The sequence below is a fragment of the Streptomyces sp. NPDC059534 genome (assembly GCF_042743475.1).
Classification (GTDB): Bacteria; Actinomycetota; Actinomycetes; order Streptomycetales; family Streptomycetaceae; genus Streptomyces.
Genome location: NZ_JBHWAQ010000003.1, coordinates 339,631 through 353,991, shown reverse-complemented (window position 1 = coordinate 353,991; position 14,361 = coordinate 339,631). Strand labels below are relative to the sequence as shown.

Here is a 14,361-nt window from a genome sequence, read left to right as displayed (position 1 = left end):
CGGGCCGGGTCGTTCGGTGCGTGCGATCGGCGTACGGCCGGGACGCCGACGCAGCAGAGCCACTTGGGCGTTTCGGTCGTGCGGTGAGCGTGCGTGCCGGACCGGCAGGACCCGACGCAAAGGGTCGGACAGGCCCTAACCTGTCCCCATGCCTCGTTACGAATTCCGCTGCCGCACCTGCGGCGACACCTTCGAGCTCAGCCGTCCGATGGCCGAGTCCTCCGACCCCGCCGCCTGCCCCGCCGGGCACGACGACACCGTCAAGCTGCTCTCGGCCGTGGCCGTCGGCGGCAGCAGCGCCGCCCCCGCCCAGCGCGCCGGTGGCGGCGGCGGTGGCGGTGGCGGTGGCGGCTGCTGCGGCGGGGGCGGCTGCGGCTGACCCCCGGGTGGACCCACTGGTGACCCGGTCCCGGGCCATGGGGCCGCGGGAGGGCCCGCTTCCGGGGGCCAATGGGGCCGTGGGAGGCCAATTCCCGGGGCCGTGGGGTCACGGGAGGTTCGCTCCCCTGGCCGTGGGGTCGCGGGAGACCCGCCCCCCTGGGCCCAGCGGGGCCGCCGGGAAGGCGGACCCCGCCGGAATCGCACCCTGACCAGCGCCTCGCGGGGGCACGGTGTGACCGACCCCGCGGGGAGGACACCACGGCCGGTCCCCGAGCGGTCACACCGTGACCGGCGGTCCCCGAGGGGTCACCCCGTGGCCGGCCTCGCCGGAGCCGGCCGCACCGTGACCAGCCCCGCCGGGACCAATCCCTGGGACCAGTCGCCGGGACCAGTCCCCGGGACCGGTCGTCGGGACGGCGGCCCCCTCGGGATCACACCGTGACGGCAGGCCCCGGATCGATCACACGGTGACCGGCCCCGGCTCGATCACGCGGTGACGGCCGCCCGGAAGCGGCGGAGGATCTCCTCGCCGGCCGCGACCCCGCGCTCCGCGAGGACGTCGAGGTGGGGGGCGGTCCAGTCGCTGTCGGCGAGTTCGCCGTGGCCGGGGCGCCAGGCCCGGTCCGCGGCGAGCAGCAGGTCGGCGTCGAGGAGGGAGTCGCCGGCGGCCAGGGTGAGCGTGGCGCCGATGCGGCGGGCGACCTCGCGGACGGCGGCGCTCTTGGTGAGCGGCTTGGGTACGGCGTACACCTTGCGGCCCTGGAGCGAGACGGTCCAGCCGCGCTCCCCCGCCCACTCGCCGAAGCGGCCCAGCCAGTCGGCGGGGAGCCGTTCGCGCTCGACGACGAGGTAGGCGAAGAGGTCCTCGGCCACGCGGTGCTTGCGCACCCAGGACAGGTCCGTGGTGGCGGTGAGGTAGGCGCGGATCTCGGAGAGCGGCGCGCACTCGTCGGCGAGCCGGCTCAGCACGGAGGCGTGCCATTCCCGGTCGGAGACGCCGTCGACGAGGATGTGCCCGCCGTTGGCGCAGATCGCGTACTTCGGTGTGGCGCCGGGGAGTTGGATGCGCTGGTACTGCTTGCGCGTCCGCGTGGTGGTGGGGACGAAGACGGTCTCGGCGGTCAGCCGCGCGAGGAGGTCGGCGGCGTCCTCGGTCATGTAGGAGAGCGGCTTGGACTCGTGGACCTCGACGCAGAGCAGCCGGGGCGCCTGGGCGTCGGGCATGCCGAGGGCGAGGGCCGCGGCCGAGTAGATCAGGGTGCGGTCGAGGTCGCTCGCGACCAGCGTCGTGGGCGCGGCCGCGCCCGTCGTCGTACTCACTGGGACACCACCGCCTTGCCGTCGGCGCCTGTCGCGCCCCGGGTGTACTGAGGGTGGATCAGACCGACGCAGCTGTACGGGAGTTCGTCGACCTCCTCGACCGGTACGCCGCGCTGCTCGGCGAGCAGGCGGATGTGCGCGAGGTCGGCGTCGGCGCCCCGCTTGGCGAGGATCTTCCAGGGGACGCGGCGGAGCAGGACGCGGGTGGTCTCGCCGACGCCCGGCTTGACCAGGTTGACGTCGTGGATGCCGTACTCCTCGCTGATCCGCTCGACGGCCGCCCAGCCCTCCCAGGTGGGGGTGCGGTCGGTGGCGAGGAGTTCCTTGACGTCGGTGTCGACGGTTCCGGCGACCTCGTCGAAGCGGGCGGCGACGGCGTCGAGGAAGTCCACGGAGACGTCGACGCCGGCGAGCTCGCGGTAGAACTTGGCGCCGTGGAAGTCGTCGGGGCCGACGAGGTCGGCGCGGAGCACCGTGCGCGAGATCAGGCCGGAGACCGTGGAGTTGAGGCAGGCGGAGGGGATGAGGAAGTCCTCGCGGGTGCCGTGGACGCGGACGCAGGAGCCGGGGTCGGCGAGGACCGCTATCTCCGGGTCGAAGCCGGTGATCCCCTCGGTGGCCTCGAACTCCTTGAGCGCGTCGGCGAGTTCGCGGGTGATCGCGCCCTTTCCGGTCCAGCCGTCGACGAACACGACGTCGGCCGGGTCGTGGTGGGCGGCGAGCCAGCGCAGCGCGTTGGCGTCGATGCCGCGGCCGCGCACGATCGACACGGCGTAGTGCGGGAGGTCGAGGCCGTGGCGGTGCATCGCCCAGCGGCGCATGAGGACGCCGACGGGGGTGCCGGCCCGGGCGAGCGAGACCAGGACGGGGCGGCGGCCGGGCCGCTCGGCGAGGACGGTCTCGGTGACGGTGCCGACCGCGCGGGCGATGCGGGCGGCGGAGCTGTCCAGGGCGCTGTGGAAGAGCTCCTGGTAGCGCGCGCTGGGCTGGTACTCGACGGGGAGCGATTCGGCGTAGTGCGCGCCGCCGCTCTGGATGGCTTCCTCGCGTTCCTCGGTGGGCGCCTCCAGCTCGACGTCCGAAAGGTCCTGGAGCAGCCAGCCGACCTCCTCGGGTGCGTACGAGGAGAAGGCGGGGCCGCGGAGGGGCTCGGGCAGCATGGAGCTCCTTTCAGGAGCTTCGGAGACCGTGGGCGCGTACGGAACGCCCGTGGGCGCGTACGGGGTGCCCGTGGGCGCGTACGAGGGGACGACGGCGAGCACGACGCGCGGGATGTGCGCGGCGAGCCGGGCGAGCAGGCCGTCCGGGGCGTGCAGGGCCGGGGTGTCGGCGGTGGAGTCGACGACCACGACGACGGCGTCGAAGCCCGCGCCGGCCACGTTGTACGCGTAGCGCTCTCCGGGGCCGTCGGCGGGTTCGTCGTGGGCGGGGAAGACGAGTCGCGTGCGTATCGCGTAGCCGGGGTCGTCCACGGCGAGGACGGGTGACCTCGTGGTGGTGGAGTACCGGACGTCGTGCCCGGCGTCCTCCAGGGCGGTGCCGAGGCGCAGCGGCGCGTACATCAGCTCCTCGAACCCGAGGACGAGCACGCGGGGGCCGGCGGGCGACGACGAGCCGGGAGCCGTTGCCGGCGTCGTTGCCGGTGTCGGGTCCGTGGCCGGCGCCGCCGCCGGTGTCACGTCCGTGGCCGGAGCCGTGGCTAGCGCCGCTGCCGACGTCACACCAGAGCCGTCCGCCGTGGCCGCGTCCGCGTCCGTCGCCTGGCCGCGCAGGGCCTCCGCGATCCTGCCTGCCATGGCGGGCAGGGCCGTCTCCAGACCCGTGCGGTGGTCGGGGGTGAAGCCGTGCCGTCCCCCGTCCGGCAGGCCCTCGGGCCAGCCGAGCTCGATCCGTACGGGGATCTCGCCCGGGGACCCGGGGAACGTCACGGAGGCGGGCGTGGCCGCGGCCCCGGCGACGGACGCGGTGCCGGCATCGGCATCGGCGCCGGCCCCGCCACCGGCCGCGGAGGCGTGCTCGCGTTCCTGCGCGGCGACGAGGGCCTGGCCCTTCTCCAGGACGCCGTCGGGGAGGCGGACGGTGCCGGCGGCGCCGGCGACGAGGTCGACGCGGGCGCCGATCTCGGCGGCGAAGGCGTCGAGGCGGCCGAGGTCGGCGGCGGAGCGCATGTCGACGAGGGCGACGACGACGTACCGGTCGCGCGGGTAGCGCTCGTGGAGGGCGCGGACGGTGTTGAGGACGGTGTTGCCGGTGGAGAACTCGTCGTCGACGAGGACCAGCGGCCCGTCGCCGGCGAGGAGCTTGGGGTCCTCGGGCAGCAGCAGGTGCGAGGTGGCGTGGGAGTGGGACTCCTCGAAGCCGCCCGCGCGGGCGACGCCGGCCACGGGGCGCCGGGTGGAGTGGAGGTACGGGGCGAGGCCGAGGCCGTCGGCGACGGCGTGCCCCAGGGCGGTGGCGGTCTCCGCGTAACCGAGGACGACGGACCGGGCCGCCTCCTCGTCGCCGAGGAGCGCCCGGACGCGCCGGCCGAGGTCGAGGCCGGAGCCGTACACGACCGAGGGGCGCTGCGGCACGTGCTTGCCGAGCACGCTGGACACCAGCAGATGCGCCCGTTTGGGGTTGCGGCGCAGTGCGAGGCCCAGCAGGGCCGGCAGCTCCTCGTCGCCGATCAGTTCGACGCCCAGTCGCTCCGCGACCCACGTTCCGGTCCACACCACGTCGTCGACGTCCCTTCGTCAGCCGGCCAGTCCGGCGGTGAGCAGATCCACGAAGCCGACGTCCTCCTTGGCGACGCCGAAGACCTCGGCGCGCTGGAGGGTGCGTTCGGCCCACGCGCGATGCGGCTTCACTTCGTTCATCTTGTTCGTGTAGGCGGAGCGGAGCACTCCGCCGCCGCCCTGTTCGGGCCGCAGGATGTCCTGGGCGTCGCTCCACTCCTCGTGGCTGACCACGGAGAGGGCGTGCACCGGCACCACATGGGTGGGGTGGATGCAGGTCTTGCCGAGGAGCCCGTTGGCGCGGTCGAGCTCGATCTCGCGGAGCAGCCCGTCGAGGTCGTGCTCGATGAGCGCGGTGCGCAGGTCCTCGGCGCTGCCCTCCAGGAAGGGGCTGCGGCGCAGCTGCGGCTTGAACATGCGCTCGCCGGGCCGGAAGTACTCCCAGACGGGTCCGGTGACGGTGAAGCCGGTGCCGTCGGAGCGGCCGAGGACGTTGACGACGTCGGCGATGACGTTGGCGACGATCTTGACGTCGTACGCGGTCATGTCGGGCGAGCGGCGCAGGCCGTAGGCGGAGCAGAAGTCGGTGACACCGAGGCGCAGGGCGAGGACGCGGTCGCGGTACTTGTCGGTGATCGAGGCGATCCCGGCGAGGGTCTCGGCCCGGGTCTCCAGGTGGAGGAGCTCGGGGGACTCGAGGACGGGCATGGCGAAGAGGCGCCTGCCGCTGGTCCGCTCGGCCTGGGTGAGCGCTTCGAGGAAGGCGCGGCCGCGGGTTTCGGTGAACTTGGGCAGCACGAATCCGGACAGCAGGCGAACCGTTTCGCCGAGGCGGTCGACGAGGTCGGTGATCTGGCGCGGTTCGCGGACCCGGATGAACAGCAGGGGTACGTCCGTGACGGTGTCGGCGTCCGGCACGGCTCCCGCGGCGAGGTCGGCGAACTGCCGGACGAGGTTGTCCTCGCCCGCCTCCACCTCGCCGTCGCTGATGGAGTCCTCCAGGCAGAGCACCATGGAGACCACTCCGCGGGCGGCCTGCTTGCGCACGTCGTCGGCCAGCCGCGGCCGGGTGGCCGGGCTGTACAGCGTGGCGCCGAGCGCGACGGCGAGCGTGCGCGCGGGTGAGTCGGCCGTGAAGTCGACCGGCTCGCGGTGGAACAGCCCGGTCCTCGTTGCGGACGGGATGTGCCCGAAATGACGCATGTAAGTCCCCCGGCTGCCTCTCTGGGCGCTGACGACATGTGGCCGGTAATAGTACGTAGGTGCGGGTGTCCGTAGTTCCCTCAGTGCATGAAATTCAGGTAACTCGTCAGCATCCGTCGTCTCGGCCCGGTATCGGTGTCGCCCCCGCGTTGTCCGCGGGTCGGCCGGGAGGGCAGGATGACGGTCATGACGCACGCGATGCTGAAGGGCTCCAACGTCCCTCTCGACACCGCGGCCGTACGGGCCGTGCTCTGCTGGACCCCGGGCCCCGGGGTCCCCGACGTGGATGCCTCGGCCCTGCTGCTCGGGCTCTCCGGCCGCGTGCGGTCCGACGAGGACTTCGTCTTCTACAACCAGCCGCGCCATCCCTCGGGCCTGGTGCGGCGGCTGCCGAAGAAGCGGGTCGCCGAGGGCCTGACGGACACCGTGGAGGCCGACCTGGGCAGCCTCGACGGTTCGGTCGACCGGGTGGTGATCGCGGCCTCCTCGGACGGCGGCTCCTTCCGCTCGGTCTCCGACCTGCGCATCCTGCTGTACGACGCGACGGCCGGGCCGGACCGCGAGCCGCTGGCCCTCTTCGACGTGACGGCCGAGACCGGCGAGGAGACGGCGGTCATCTGCGGCGAGCTGTACCGGCGCGGGGACGGCTGGAAGTTCCGCGCGGTGGGGCAGGGCTACCCGACCGGCCTCATCGGCCTCGCCACCGACTTCGGCATCTCGGTCGACGAGGACGCCGCCCAGGACGCGGCCCAGGCGGCCGCGCAGGCTGCCCAGGCCGCCCAGGACGCACGCGACGCCCAGGAGGCGTGGCCGGCGGCCCCGGGCGCCTCCGCGGGCACTCAGGACGGCGGCGGCTCCGCCGGCCCCGACCTGGACCTGACGCTGGTCCACACGCCCGCGCCCGTGCCGCCGCAGCCGAGGGTGCCGCCCGTGCCCGACCGGGCGCCCGGCTACGGCTACCCGCAGCCGCAGCCGCCCGTGAACCCGCCGGCCCCCGCGTACGGCTATCCGCAGCCCGCGGCCGCCGCCGAGCACCACCCGGCGCCCGACTTCCGCATGCCGCCGATGGGCCCCCAGTTCGTCAGGTCGTCCTGAGGACGCCGGGGAGCCCGCGGGCGGCCGGGTGGGCAACGGCTACGCCTTGGTCTTGTAGCCGCGCCCCCACTGGAGCCCCCAGCCGTACAGCCGGTCCAGTTCGGCCTGGAAGCCGTACACGAACCGCACCTCACGGCGGACGGTCAGCTCGCCCTTGACGTTCTCCATGGAGAAGACCGCGCAGGAGCGCGCCTGCGGGGCGCGCTCGTCGAGCTCGATCTCGATCCGGGGGCCGTTGCTCGGGTAGAGCGTCACCTTGGCGTGCGTACGGTCGAAGGCCGGCGTCTGGTCGTAGATGTACGCGAAGAACAGCAGCCGCTTGATCTCGTCGCGGTGGTCCAGGTTGACGAAGACGGTCTCCCCGGACGAGCCCCCGAAGCGGTCGTCGCCGCTCAGCTTCACGTACGGCGCCGCGTTCAGGTCGCCGAAGAAGCCGCCGAGCGGCTGCACCACGCCCTTGCTGCCGTCGGTGAGCTCGTAGAGGCAGCCCAGGTCGAGGTCGACGTTGACCATGCCCTGGGTGTGGGCCTGGACGACCTCGGGCTTGAAGAGCTGGGAGGGGTTGCGCAGCAGCCGTCCGCTCTGCCGGGAGCGGCCCTCGATGTCGGAGGTCCGCATCCGCCAGGAGAGGTTCACCCGGAGGTTGCCGGTGGCGGCGCCCTGCTTGGTGAGCGAGACGGACGGGCGCCGTTTCGTCAGGTCGATCGCGTTCGAGGCGGCGCTGCCCGAGTCGAACTGCGCCACCCTTCCCGGAAAAAGGTTGTCCCAGAAGGCCATGACGCCTTCACCCCCCACTGGTGTCCGTCTTGCCCGCACATGGCTGCGGGGCGGCCGGGTGACCCGGCCGCCCCGCAGTGAAGCGTTCCTCTTTACCGGGGGTGTCACACCCCGGACGGCACCTCGGTCTTGTCGTCCGAGGAGCCCGGTCCGCCCTCGGCCGCCGCGAGCCGCTTGTTGCGGCGGACGGAGGACCAGAAGGACCAGCCGATGAGCGCGACGCCGATGCCGCCGGTGATGACCTCGTTGATCTCGTACTGGATGGTGACCAGGAGCAGCACGGCCAGGGCGCCGATCGCGTAGTGGGCGCCGTGCTCCAGGTAGACGTAGTCGTCGAGGGTGCCCTGGCGGACCAGGTAGACCGTCAGCGAACGGACGTACATGGCGCCGACGCCGAGTCCGAGCGCCATCAGGACGATGTCGTTGGTGATGGCGAAGGCGCCGATGACACCGTCGAAGGAGAAGGAGGCGTCGAGGACCTCCAGGTAGAGGAACATGAAGAAGGCGGCCTTGCCGGCCAGCTGGACCGCGGAGACCTTCTTGCCGCTGCGCCTGGCCTCTTCCTCGGCCTCGTGCTCGCGCTCCTCTTCCTCCTCCAGCTTGTTCTCGAAGTAGCCGGAGAGACCGCCGACGACGAGGTACGTGATGAGGCCGGCGATGCCGGAGATCAGGACCGTCTGGGCCTTGTCGACGTGCGCGCCGCCGTGCTGGTGGGCGTGGGTCGCGAAGGTCATCGCGGTGCCGAGCAGGACGATCAGCGCGATGCAGACCGACAGCATGTCGACCTTGCCGAGCTTGGCGAGCGGGCGCTCGATCCAGCGCAGCCACTGGATGTCACGGTCCTCGAAGATGAAGTCGAGGAAGATCATCAGAAGGAACATGCCACCGAAGGCGGCGATCGACGGGTGAGCGTCGGTGACCAGTTCCTCGTATCGCTCGGCGTCGTTGAGCGCGAGGTCGACGGCCTCTATGGGGCCGATCTTCGCGCTGATGGCGACGATCACGACGGGGAAGACGAGCCGCATGCCGAAGACGGCGATGAGCACACCGATCGTGAGGAAGATCTTCTGCCAGAAGGCATTCATCTTCTGCAGGATTCCGGCGTTGACGACCGCGTTGTCGAAGGACAGCGAGATCTCGAGGACGCAGAGGATCGCGACGATCCCGAAGGCTTCCCACCCCCCGTAGAGCACCGCTGCGACCAGACCGAGCGCAGTGATCGCGAACGACCAGCCGAAGGTTTTCAGAATCACTGTCTACCCCATCGTGAAATTACATGGCTTTACGAAACGTTGACCCCGAAGTCTAGAGCGATGCCCCGAAGCCCTGACGCGTACCCCTGACCCACCGCCCGGAACTTCCATTCGCCGTTGTAGCGGTAGAGCTCGCCGAAGATCATCGCGGTCTCGGTGGAGGCGTCCTCGGAGAGGTCGTAGCGCGCGAGTTCCTGGCCGTCGGTCTGGTTCACGACGCGGATGAACGCGTTGCTGACCTGGCCGAAGCTCTGGCCGCGGTTGTCGGCGTCGTGGATCGAGACCGGAAAGACGATCTTGTCGCAGTGGCCCGGCACCCGGCCGAGATCGACGATGAGGGACTCGTCGTCGCCGTCACCCTCGCCGGTGAGGTTGTCGCCGGTGTGTTCGACGGAGCCCTCGGGGCTGCGCAGCTGGTTGTAGAAGACGAAGTACTCGTCCCCGAGCACCCGGCCGGCCTGGCACAGCAGGGCGCTGGCGTCGAGGTCGAAGGGGGCTCCGGTGGTGGAGCGCGCGTCCCAGCCGAGTCCGACGAGGACCTTGGTGAGGTTGGGTGCGGCCTTGTAAACTCCCCTGTGGCCCCCGTGGGCGTGCGTGACCCCCTTGAGGCGGTCCCCCCCGGGGGGTTTTGCGCCACTCCCGGCGCCGCCGGGGGGGGGCGGCGCCGGACGGTCAGAACGATTCGGCTCAGACGTTGACGCCGAAGTCCTGCGCGATACCGCGCAGGCCGGAGGCGTAGCCCTGGCCGACGGCGCGGAACTTCCACTCGGCGCCGTGGCGGTACAGCTCGCCGAAGACCATGGCGGTCTCGGTCGAGGCGTCCTCGGAGAGGTCGTACCGGGCGATCTCGGCGCCGCCGGCCTGGTTCACGACGCGGATGAACGCGTTGCGCACCTGGCCGAAGGACTGCTGGCGGTTCTCGGCGTCGTAGATCGAGACCGGGAAGACGATCTTGGCCACGTCGGCCGGCACGGTGGCCAGGCTGACCTTGACCTGCTCGTCGTCGCCCTCGCCCTCACCGGTGAGGTTGTCACCGGTGTGCTCGACCGAGCCGTCGGCGCTCTTCAGGTTGTTGAAGAAGACGAAGTCCTGGTCGTTGCGGACCTTGCCCTCCTCGCTCACCAGGATGGCGCTGGCGTCGAGGTCGAAGTCCGTACCGGTGGTGGTGCGGACGTCCCAGCCCAGACCGACGGTCACGGCGGTGAGGCCAGGGGCCTCCTTGGTCAGCGAGACGTTGCCGCCCTTGCTGAGGCTGACTCCCACGAGTCCCTCCATACGTTTTCAGGGGCAGCGCCCCAGTCGTGCGTTGGCATCGGATCAACGACTGGATCCTAGTGACGGGTTCCCGGTCGAAACAGTCGATTCACCCGGTGAATCCGAGGGTGTCGGCCCCGGAGGACCTCAGATGGCGTCGAGGGCCTTCACGTACTCGCCGAGGTCACGGGCCTCCGAGAGGGCGTTGACGACCGTCCAGCGGACGACGCCCTCCTTGTCGATGACGAAGGTGCCGCGCACCGCGCAGCCCTTCTCCTCGTCGAAGACGCCGTAGGCGCGGGAGGCGTCGCCGTGCTTCCAGAAGTCGGAGAGCAGCGGGAAGTCCAGGCCCTCCTGGTCGGCGAAGACGCGCAGGGTGTGGATCGAGTCGTTGGAGACGGCGAGGAGCTGGGTGTCGTCGTTGACGAACGTCGGGAGGTTGTCGCGCAGCTCGCGCAGCTCGCCGGCGCAGACGCCGGTGAACGCGAACGGGTAGAAGAGCAGCACCACGTTCTTCTCGCCGCGGAAATCCGAGAGCCGCACGGTACGACCGTGGTTGTCCTTCAGCTCGAATTCCGGGGCCTTGGTGCCGACCTCGATCGCCATCGCTTACGCATCCCTTCGACGGAACCCGGACCTTGGGCCGAATCGGTGAGTCCCAGCCTACGGCCTGTGCACGAAAGCCCCCGCCGGCGGACCGGCGGGGGCTTCTCGCAGCGTAGTGATCAGCGCTTGGGGGCGGTCAGGCGGGTGCCCGTCCAGTCCTTGGCGACGCTGATGCTCTTGGTCTGGGAGAGACCAGCAGTCTGCGCGGCATCGTTGATGTCGGACGGCTCGATGTAGCCGTCACGGCCGGTCTTCGGCGTCAGCAGCCAGATGGTGCCGCCGTCCTCCAGAAGACCGATGGAATCCACCAGGGCGTCGGTGAGGTCGCCGTCCTCGTCACGGAACCAGAGCACGACGGCGTCGGCGACGTCGTCGTAGTCCTCGTCCACGAGGTCGGCCCCGATGATGGACTCGATGCCTTCACGGAGATCCTGGTCGACGTCGTCGTCGTAGCCGATCTCCTGGACCACCTGTCCGGGCTCGAACCCCAGCCTGCCGGCCGGGTTGGTCCGCTCCTCCGCGTGGTCCGCGGTCGCGCTCACGGCTTGCCTCCTGCTCATTTGGAAAATGCTGTGGGCCACGCGTGGGCGCGTGGCGCTGGCCGTAGTCCACACGTGCCGGGGCTGATCGCGCAAGTACCAGGCCGCGGAGACCGCCGAAACGGTGACGTTTGGGGCCGTCTCGCCCCAACTTTCGGCAGGCTCGTTCCCTCCTTCGTGATCAGGCACACATGCTTCGTCCCGGTTTACGGACTTCTGCGGTTTCAGTCTGCCGAACGCCCGGACGAAACGCATGCGCGACTTGGGCGTAAGGTTGCGATTTGAGCACAACCGAACACGTACCCGGACACGTGGAGGACACCCCCGGGGGTTACCCCTCGGTAAATGTGACGTCTGGCGCAGGCGGGGTACACGATGGACATCCCGACCACTCCGTGGCCCCGTGGGCACCACCGAACAGAAGGAAGAGCGTGGCTCCCGGATCCGATCGCAACCCGATCATCATTGGCGGCCTTCCCAGCCAGGTCCCGGATTTCGACCCGGAAGAGACCCAGGAATGGCTCGACTCCCTGGACGCGGCCGTCGACGAGCGGGGCCGTGAGCGCGCCCGCTACCTCATGCTCCGGCTGATCGAGCGGGCCCGCGAGAAGCGCGTGGCCGTGCCCGAGATGCGCAGCACGGACTACGTGAACACCATCGCCACCAAGGACGAGCCCTTCTTCCCCGGCAACGAGGAGATCGAGCGCAGGGTCCTCAACGCCACCCGGTGGAACGCGGCCGTGATGGTCTCGCGCGCCCAGCGCCCGGGCATCGGCGTCGGCGGCCACATCGCGACCTTCGCCTCCTCCGCCTCGCTGTACGACGTGGGCTTCAACCACTTCTTCCGCGGCAAGGACGAGGGCGACGGCGGCGACCAGATCTTCTTCCAGGGGCACGCCTCCCCCGGCATCTACGCCCGCGCCTACCTCCTGGACCGGCTGAACGACACCCAGCTCGACGGCTTCCGCCAGGAGAAGTCGAAGGCCCCGAACGGCCTGTCGTCGTACCCGCACCCGCGACTGATGCCGGACTTCTGGGAGTTCCCGACCGTGTCGATGGGCCTCGGCCCGCTCGGCGCGATCTACCAGGCCCGGATGAACCGGTACATGGAGGCGCGCGGCATCGCCGACACCTCCAAGTCCCACGTCTGGGCGTTCCTCGGCGACGGCGAGATGGACGAGGTCGAGTCGCTCGGCCAGCTCTCCATCGCCGCCCGCGAGGGCCTGGACAACCTCACGTTCGTCGTCAACTGCAACCTCCAGCGGCTCGACGGCCCGGTGCGCGGCAACGGCAAGATCATCCAGGAGCTGGAGTCGATCTTCCGGGGCAACGGCTGGAACGTCATCAAGCTGATCTGGGACCGCTCCTGGGACCCGCTGCTGGCCCAGGACCGCGACGGCATCCTGGTCAACAAGCTGAACACCACCCCGGACGGCCAGTTCCAGACGTACGCCACGGAGACCGGCGGCTACATCCGGGACCACTTCTTCGGCGAAGACCACCGGCTGCGGGCGATGGTCGAGGGCATGACCGACCAGCAGGTCCTGCACCTGGGCCGCGGCGGTCACGACCACAAGAAGATCTACGCGGCCTATGCGGCGGCGAAGGCCCACGCGGGCCAGCCGACCGTGATCCTCGCCCAGACCGTCAAGGGCTGGACGCTGGGCCCGAACTTCGAGGGCCGCAACGCGACCCACCAGATGAAGAAGCTGACGGTCGACGACCTCAAGCGCTTCCGCGACCGGCTCCACATCCCGGTGACGGACCGGCAGTTGGAGGACGGCCTGCCGCCGTACTACCACCCGGGCCGGAACTCCGAGGAGATCCAGTACATGCACGACCGCCGCAAGGGGCTCGGCGGGTACGTGCCGACCCGTGTCGTGCGGGCGAAGCCGCTGGCCCTCCCGGACGACAGGACGTACGCGGCGGCCAGGAAGGGCTCCGGGCAGCAGTCGATCGCCACCACGATGGCGTTCGTCCGCATCCTGAAGGACCTCATGCGGGACAAGGAAATCGGCAAGCGGTTCGTGCTGATCGCCCCCGACGAGTACCGCACCTTCGGCATGGACGCCTTCTTCCCGAGCGCCAAGATCTACAACCCGCTGGGCCAGCAGTACGAGGCGGTGGACCGCGAACTCCTCCTCGCCTACAAGGAGTCGCCGACCGGCCAGATGCTGCACGACGGCATCTCGGAGGCCGGCTGCACGGCCTCGCTGATCGCCGCCGGTTCGGCGTACGCCACGCACGGCGAGCCGCTGATCCCGGTGTACGTCTTCTACTCGATGTTCGGTTTCCAGCGGACCGGCGACCAGTTCTGGCAGATGGCCGACCAGCTGGCGCGCGGCTTCGTGCTCGGCGCCACCGCCGGCCGCACCACGCTGACCGGCGAGGGCCTCCAGCACGCGGACGGCCACTCGCACCTGATCGCCTCGACCAACCCGGCCTGTATCGCGTACGACCCGGCGTTCGGCTTCGAGATCGCGCACATCGTCAAGGACGGTCTGCGGCGGATGTACGGCCCCGCGGCCGAGGACGTCTTCTACTACCTGACCGTCTACAACGAGCCGATCCAGCACCCGGCCGAGCCCGCGGACGTGGACGTGGAGGGCATCCTCCAGGGCATCCACCGCTTCAAGCCGGCCGAGGCCGGTGCCGTCCCGGCCCAGATCATGGCCTCGGGCGTCGCCGTGCCGTGGGCGATCGAGGCGCAGCGGATCCTCGCCGAGGAGTGGAACGTGCGGGCCGACGTCTGGTCCGCGACCTCGTGGACCGAGCTGCGCCGCGAGGCCGTCGCCGTGGAGCAGCACAACCTGCTCCACCCGGACGAGGAGCAGCGCGTCCCGTACGTGACGCGCAAACTCCACGGTGCCGAGGGGCCGTTCGTGGCGGTCTCGGACTGGATGCGCGCGGTGCCGGACCAGATCTCCCGCTGGGTGCCGGGCCCGTACACCTCGCTGGGCGCGGACGGCTTCGGCTTCGCGGACACGCGGGGCGCGGCCCGCCGCTACTTCCACATCGACGCCCAGTCGATCGTGCTCGCGGTGCTGACCGAACTGGCCCGTGCGGGCAAGGTCGACCGGTCGGCCCTGAAGCAGGCGGTGGACCGCTACCAGCTGCTCGACGTGGCGGCCGCCGACCCCGGCGCCGCGGGCGGCGACGCCTGAGCCCTGGGTACATAGCACCTGGTGAGGGGCGGTGGGACCGACAGGTCTCGCC

The 14,361-nt window shown here is 70.9% G+C and carries 11 protein-coding genes and 1 pseudogene; 3 read left to right on the top strand and 9 right to left on the bottom strand.

Going from position 1 to position 14,361, the window contains the following annotated elements; genetic code table 11:
* Positions 1 to 148 precede the first annotated feature (148 nt).
* Positions 149 to 379, top strand: coding sequence for a zinc ribbon domain-containing protein (locus tag ACFVZH_RS05840; RefSeq protein ID WP_384893606.1), 231 nt, complete (start codon positions 149 to 151; stop codon positions 377 to 379).
* Between the two features lie 488 nt (positions 380 to 867).
* Here the strand turns inward: ACFVZH_RS05840 and ACFVZH_RS05835 are convergent, their stop codons facing one another.
* Genes ACFVZH_RS05835 through ACFVZH_RS05825 form a run of 3 tightly spaced genes read right to left on the bottom strand, consistent with a single transcriptional unit; the run spans position 868 to position 5,621 of the window.
* On the bottom strand, positions 868 to 1,701 hold the full coding sequence (locus tag ACFVZH_RS05835; RefSeq protein ID WP_384893604.1) for an HAD family hydrolase: 834 nt from the start codon (positions 1,699 to 1,701) through the stop codon (positions 868 to 870).
* Positions 1,698 to 4,418: a phosphoribosyltransferase gene (locus ACFVZH_RS05830; RefSeq protein WP_384893602.1), complete on the bottom strand. Its 2,721-nt coding sequence runs from the start codon at positions 4,416 to 4,418 to the stop codon at positions 1,698 to 1,700. The genes ACFVZH_RS05835 and ACFVZH_RS05830 overlap by 4 nt, the downstream gene beginning before the upstream one ends.
* Positions 4,419 to 4,436: 18 nt before the next feature.
* Positions 4,437 to 5,621 (bottom strand): HpcH/HpaI aldolase/citrate lyase family protein, encoded by a 1,185-nt coding sequence (locus ACFVZH_RS05825; protein ID WP_384893600.1) that lies wholly within the window; start codon positions 5,619 to 5,621, stop codon positions 4,437 to 4,439.
* Between the two features lie 177 nt (positions 5,622 to 5,798).
* Here ACFVZH_RS05825 and ACFVZH_RS05820 point away from each other — a divergent pair, with 177 nt between their 5' ends.
* On the top strand, positions 5,799 to 6,716 hold the full coding sequence (locus ACFVZH_RS05820) for a TerD family protein (protein ID WP_384893598.1): 918 nt from the start codon (positions 5,799 to 5,801) through the stop codon (positions 6,714 to 6,716).
* Positions 6,717 to 6,755: 39 nt separating this feature from the next.
* On the opposite strand, the gene ACFVZH_RS05815 is transcribed toward ACFVZH_RS05820, so the two are convergent.
* The 6 genes and pseudogenes from ACFVZH_RS05815 to ACFVZH_RS05790 all read right to left on the bottom strand — a co-directional run bounded on the left by ACFVZH_RS05815 (position 6,756) and on the right by ACFVZH_RS05790 (position 11,148).
* Positions 6,756 to 7,493: a Tellurium resistance gene (locus ACFVZH_RS05815; RefSeq protein WP_384893596.1), complete on the bottom strand. Its 738-nt coding sequence runs from the start codon at positions 7,491 to 7,493 to the stop codon at positions 6,756 to 6,758.
* 104 nt (positions 7,494 to 7,597) lie between these two features.
* A complete protein-coding gene (locus tag ACFVZH_RS05810) occupies positions 7,598 to 8,746 on the bottom strand; it encodes a DUF475 domain-containing protein (protein WP_384893594.1) in 1,149 nt (382 codons plus the stop codon).
* Between the two features lie 29 nt (positions 8,747 to 8,775).
* Positions 8,776 to 9,348, bottom strand: a pseudogene (locus ACFVZH_RS05805) (TerD family protein); the annotation flags it as partial.
* A gap of 85 nt (positions 9,349 to 9,433) precedes the next feature.
* Entirely contained in the window at positions 9,434 to 10,009 is a 576-nt protein-coding gene (locus ACFVZH_RS05800; RefSeq protein WP_026058190.1) for a TerD family protein, read from the bottom strand.
* Between the two features lie 138 nt (positions 10,010 to 10,147).
* Entirely contained in the window at positions 10,148 to 10,606 is a 459-nt protein-coding gene (locus ACFVZH_RS05795; protein ID WP_384893592.1) for a peroxiredoxin, read from the bottom strand.
* Between the two features lie 119 nt (positions 10,607 to 10,725).
* Positions 10,726 to 11,148, bottom strand: coding sequence for a DUF3052 domain-containing protein (locus ACFVZH_RS05790; protein WP_366302618.1), 423 nt, complete (start codon positions 11,146 to 11,148; stop codon positions 10,726 to 10,728).
* Between the two features lie 428 nt (positions 11,149 to 11,576).
* Here ACFVZH_RS05790 and aceE point away from each other — a divergent pair, with 428 nt between their 5' ends.
* Entirely contained in the window at positions 11,577 to 14,309 is a 2,733-nt protein-coding gene (gene aceE / locus ACFVZH_RS05785) for a pyruvate dehydrogenase (acetyl-transferring), homodimeric type (protein ID WP_384893590.1), read from the top strand.
* The last annotated feature ends 52 nt before the right edge of the window (positions 14,310 to 14,361 follow it).

Bases quoted from the DNA above. Each gene is read 5' to 3' on its own strand.
- ACFVZH_RS05840 (WP_384893606.1), top strand. From the start codon at position 149: ATGCCTCGTTACGAATTCCGCTGCCGCACCTGCGGCGACACCTTCGAG.
- ACFVZH_RS05815 (WP_384893596.1), bottom strand. From the start codon at position 7,493: ATGGCCTTCTGGGACAACCTTTTTCCGGGAAGGGTGGCGCAGTTCGAC.
- ACFVZH_RS05825 (WP_384893600.1), bottom strand. From the start codon at position 5,621: ATGCGTCATTTCGGGCACATCCCGTCCGCAACGAGGACCGGGCTGTTC.
- ACFVZH_RS05820 (WP_384893598.1), top strand. From the start codon at position 5,799: ATGACGGTCATGACGCACGCGATGCTGAAGGGCTCCAACGTCCCTCTC.
- ACFVZH_RS05795 (WP_384893592.1), bottom strand. From the start codon at position 10,606: ATGGCGATCGAGGTCGGCACCAAGGCCCCGGAATTCGAGCTGAAGGAC.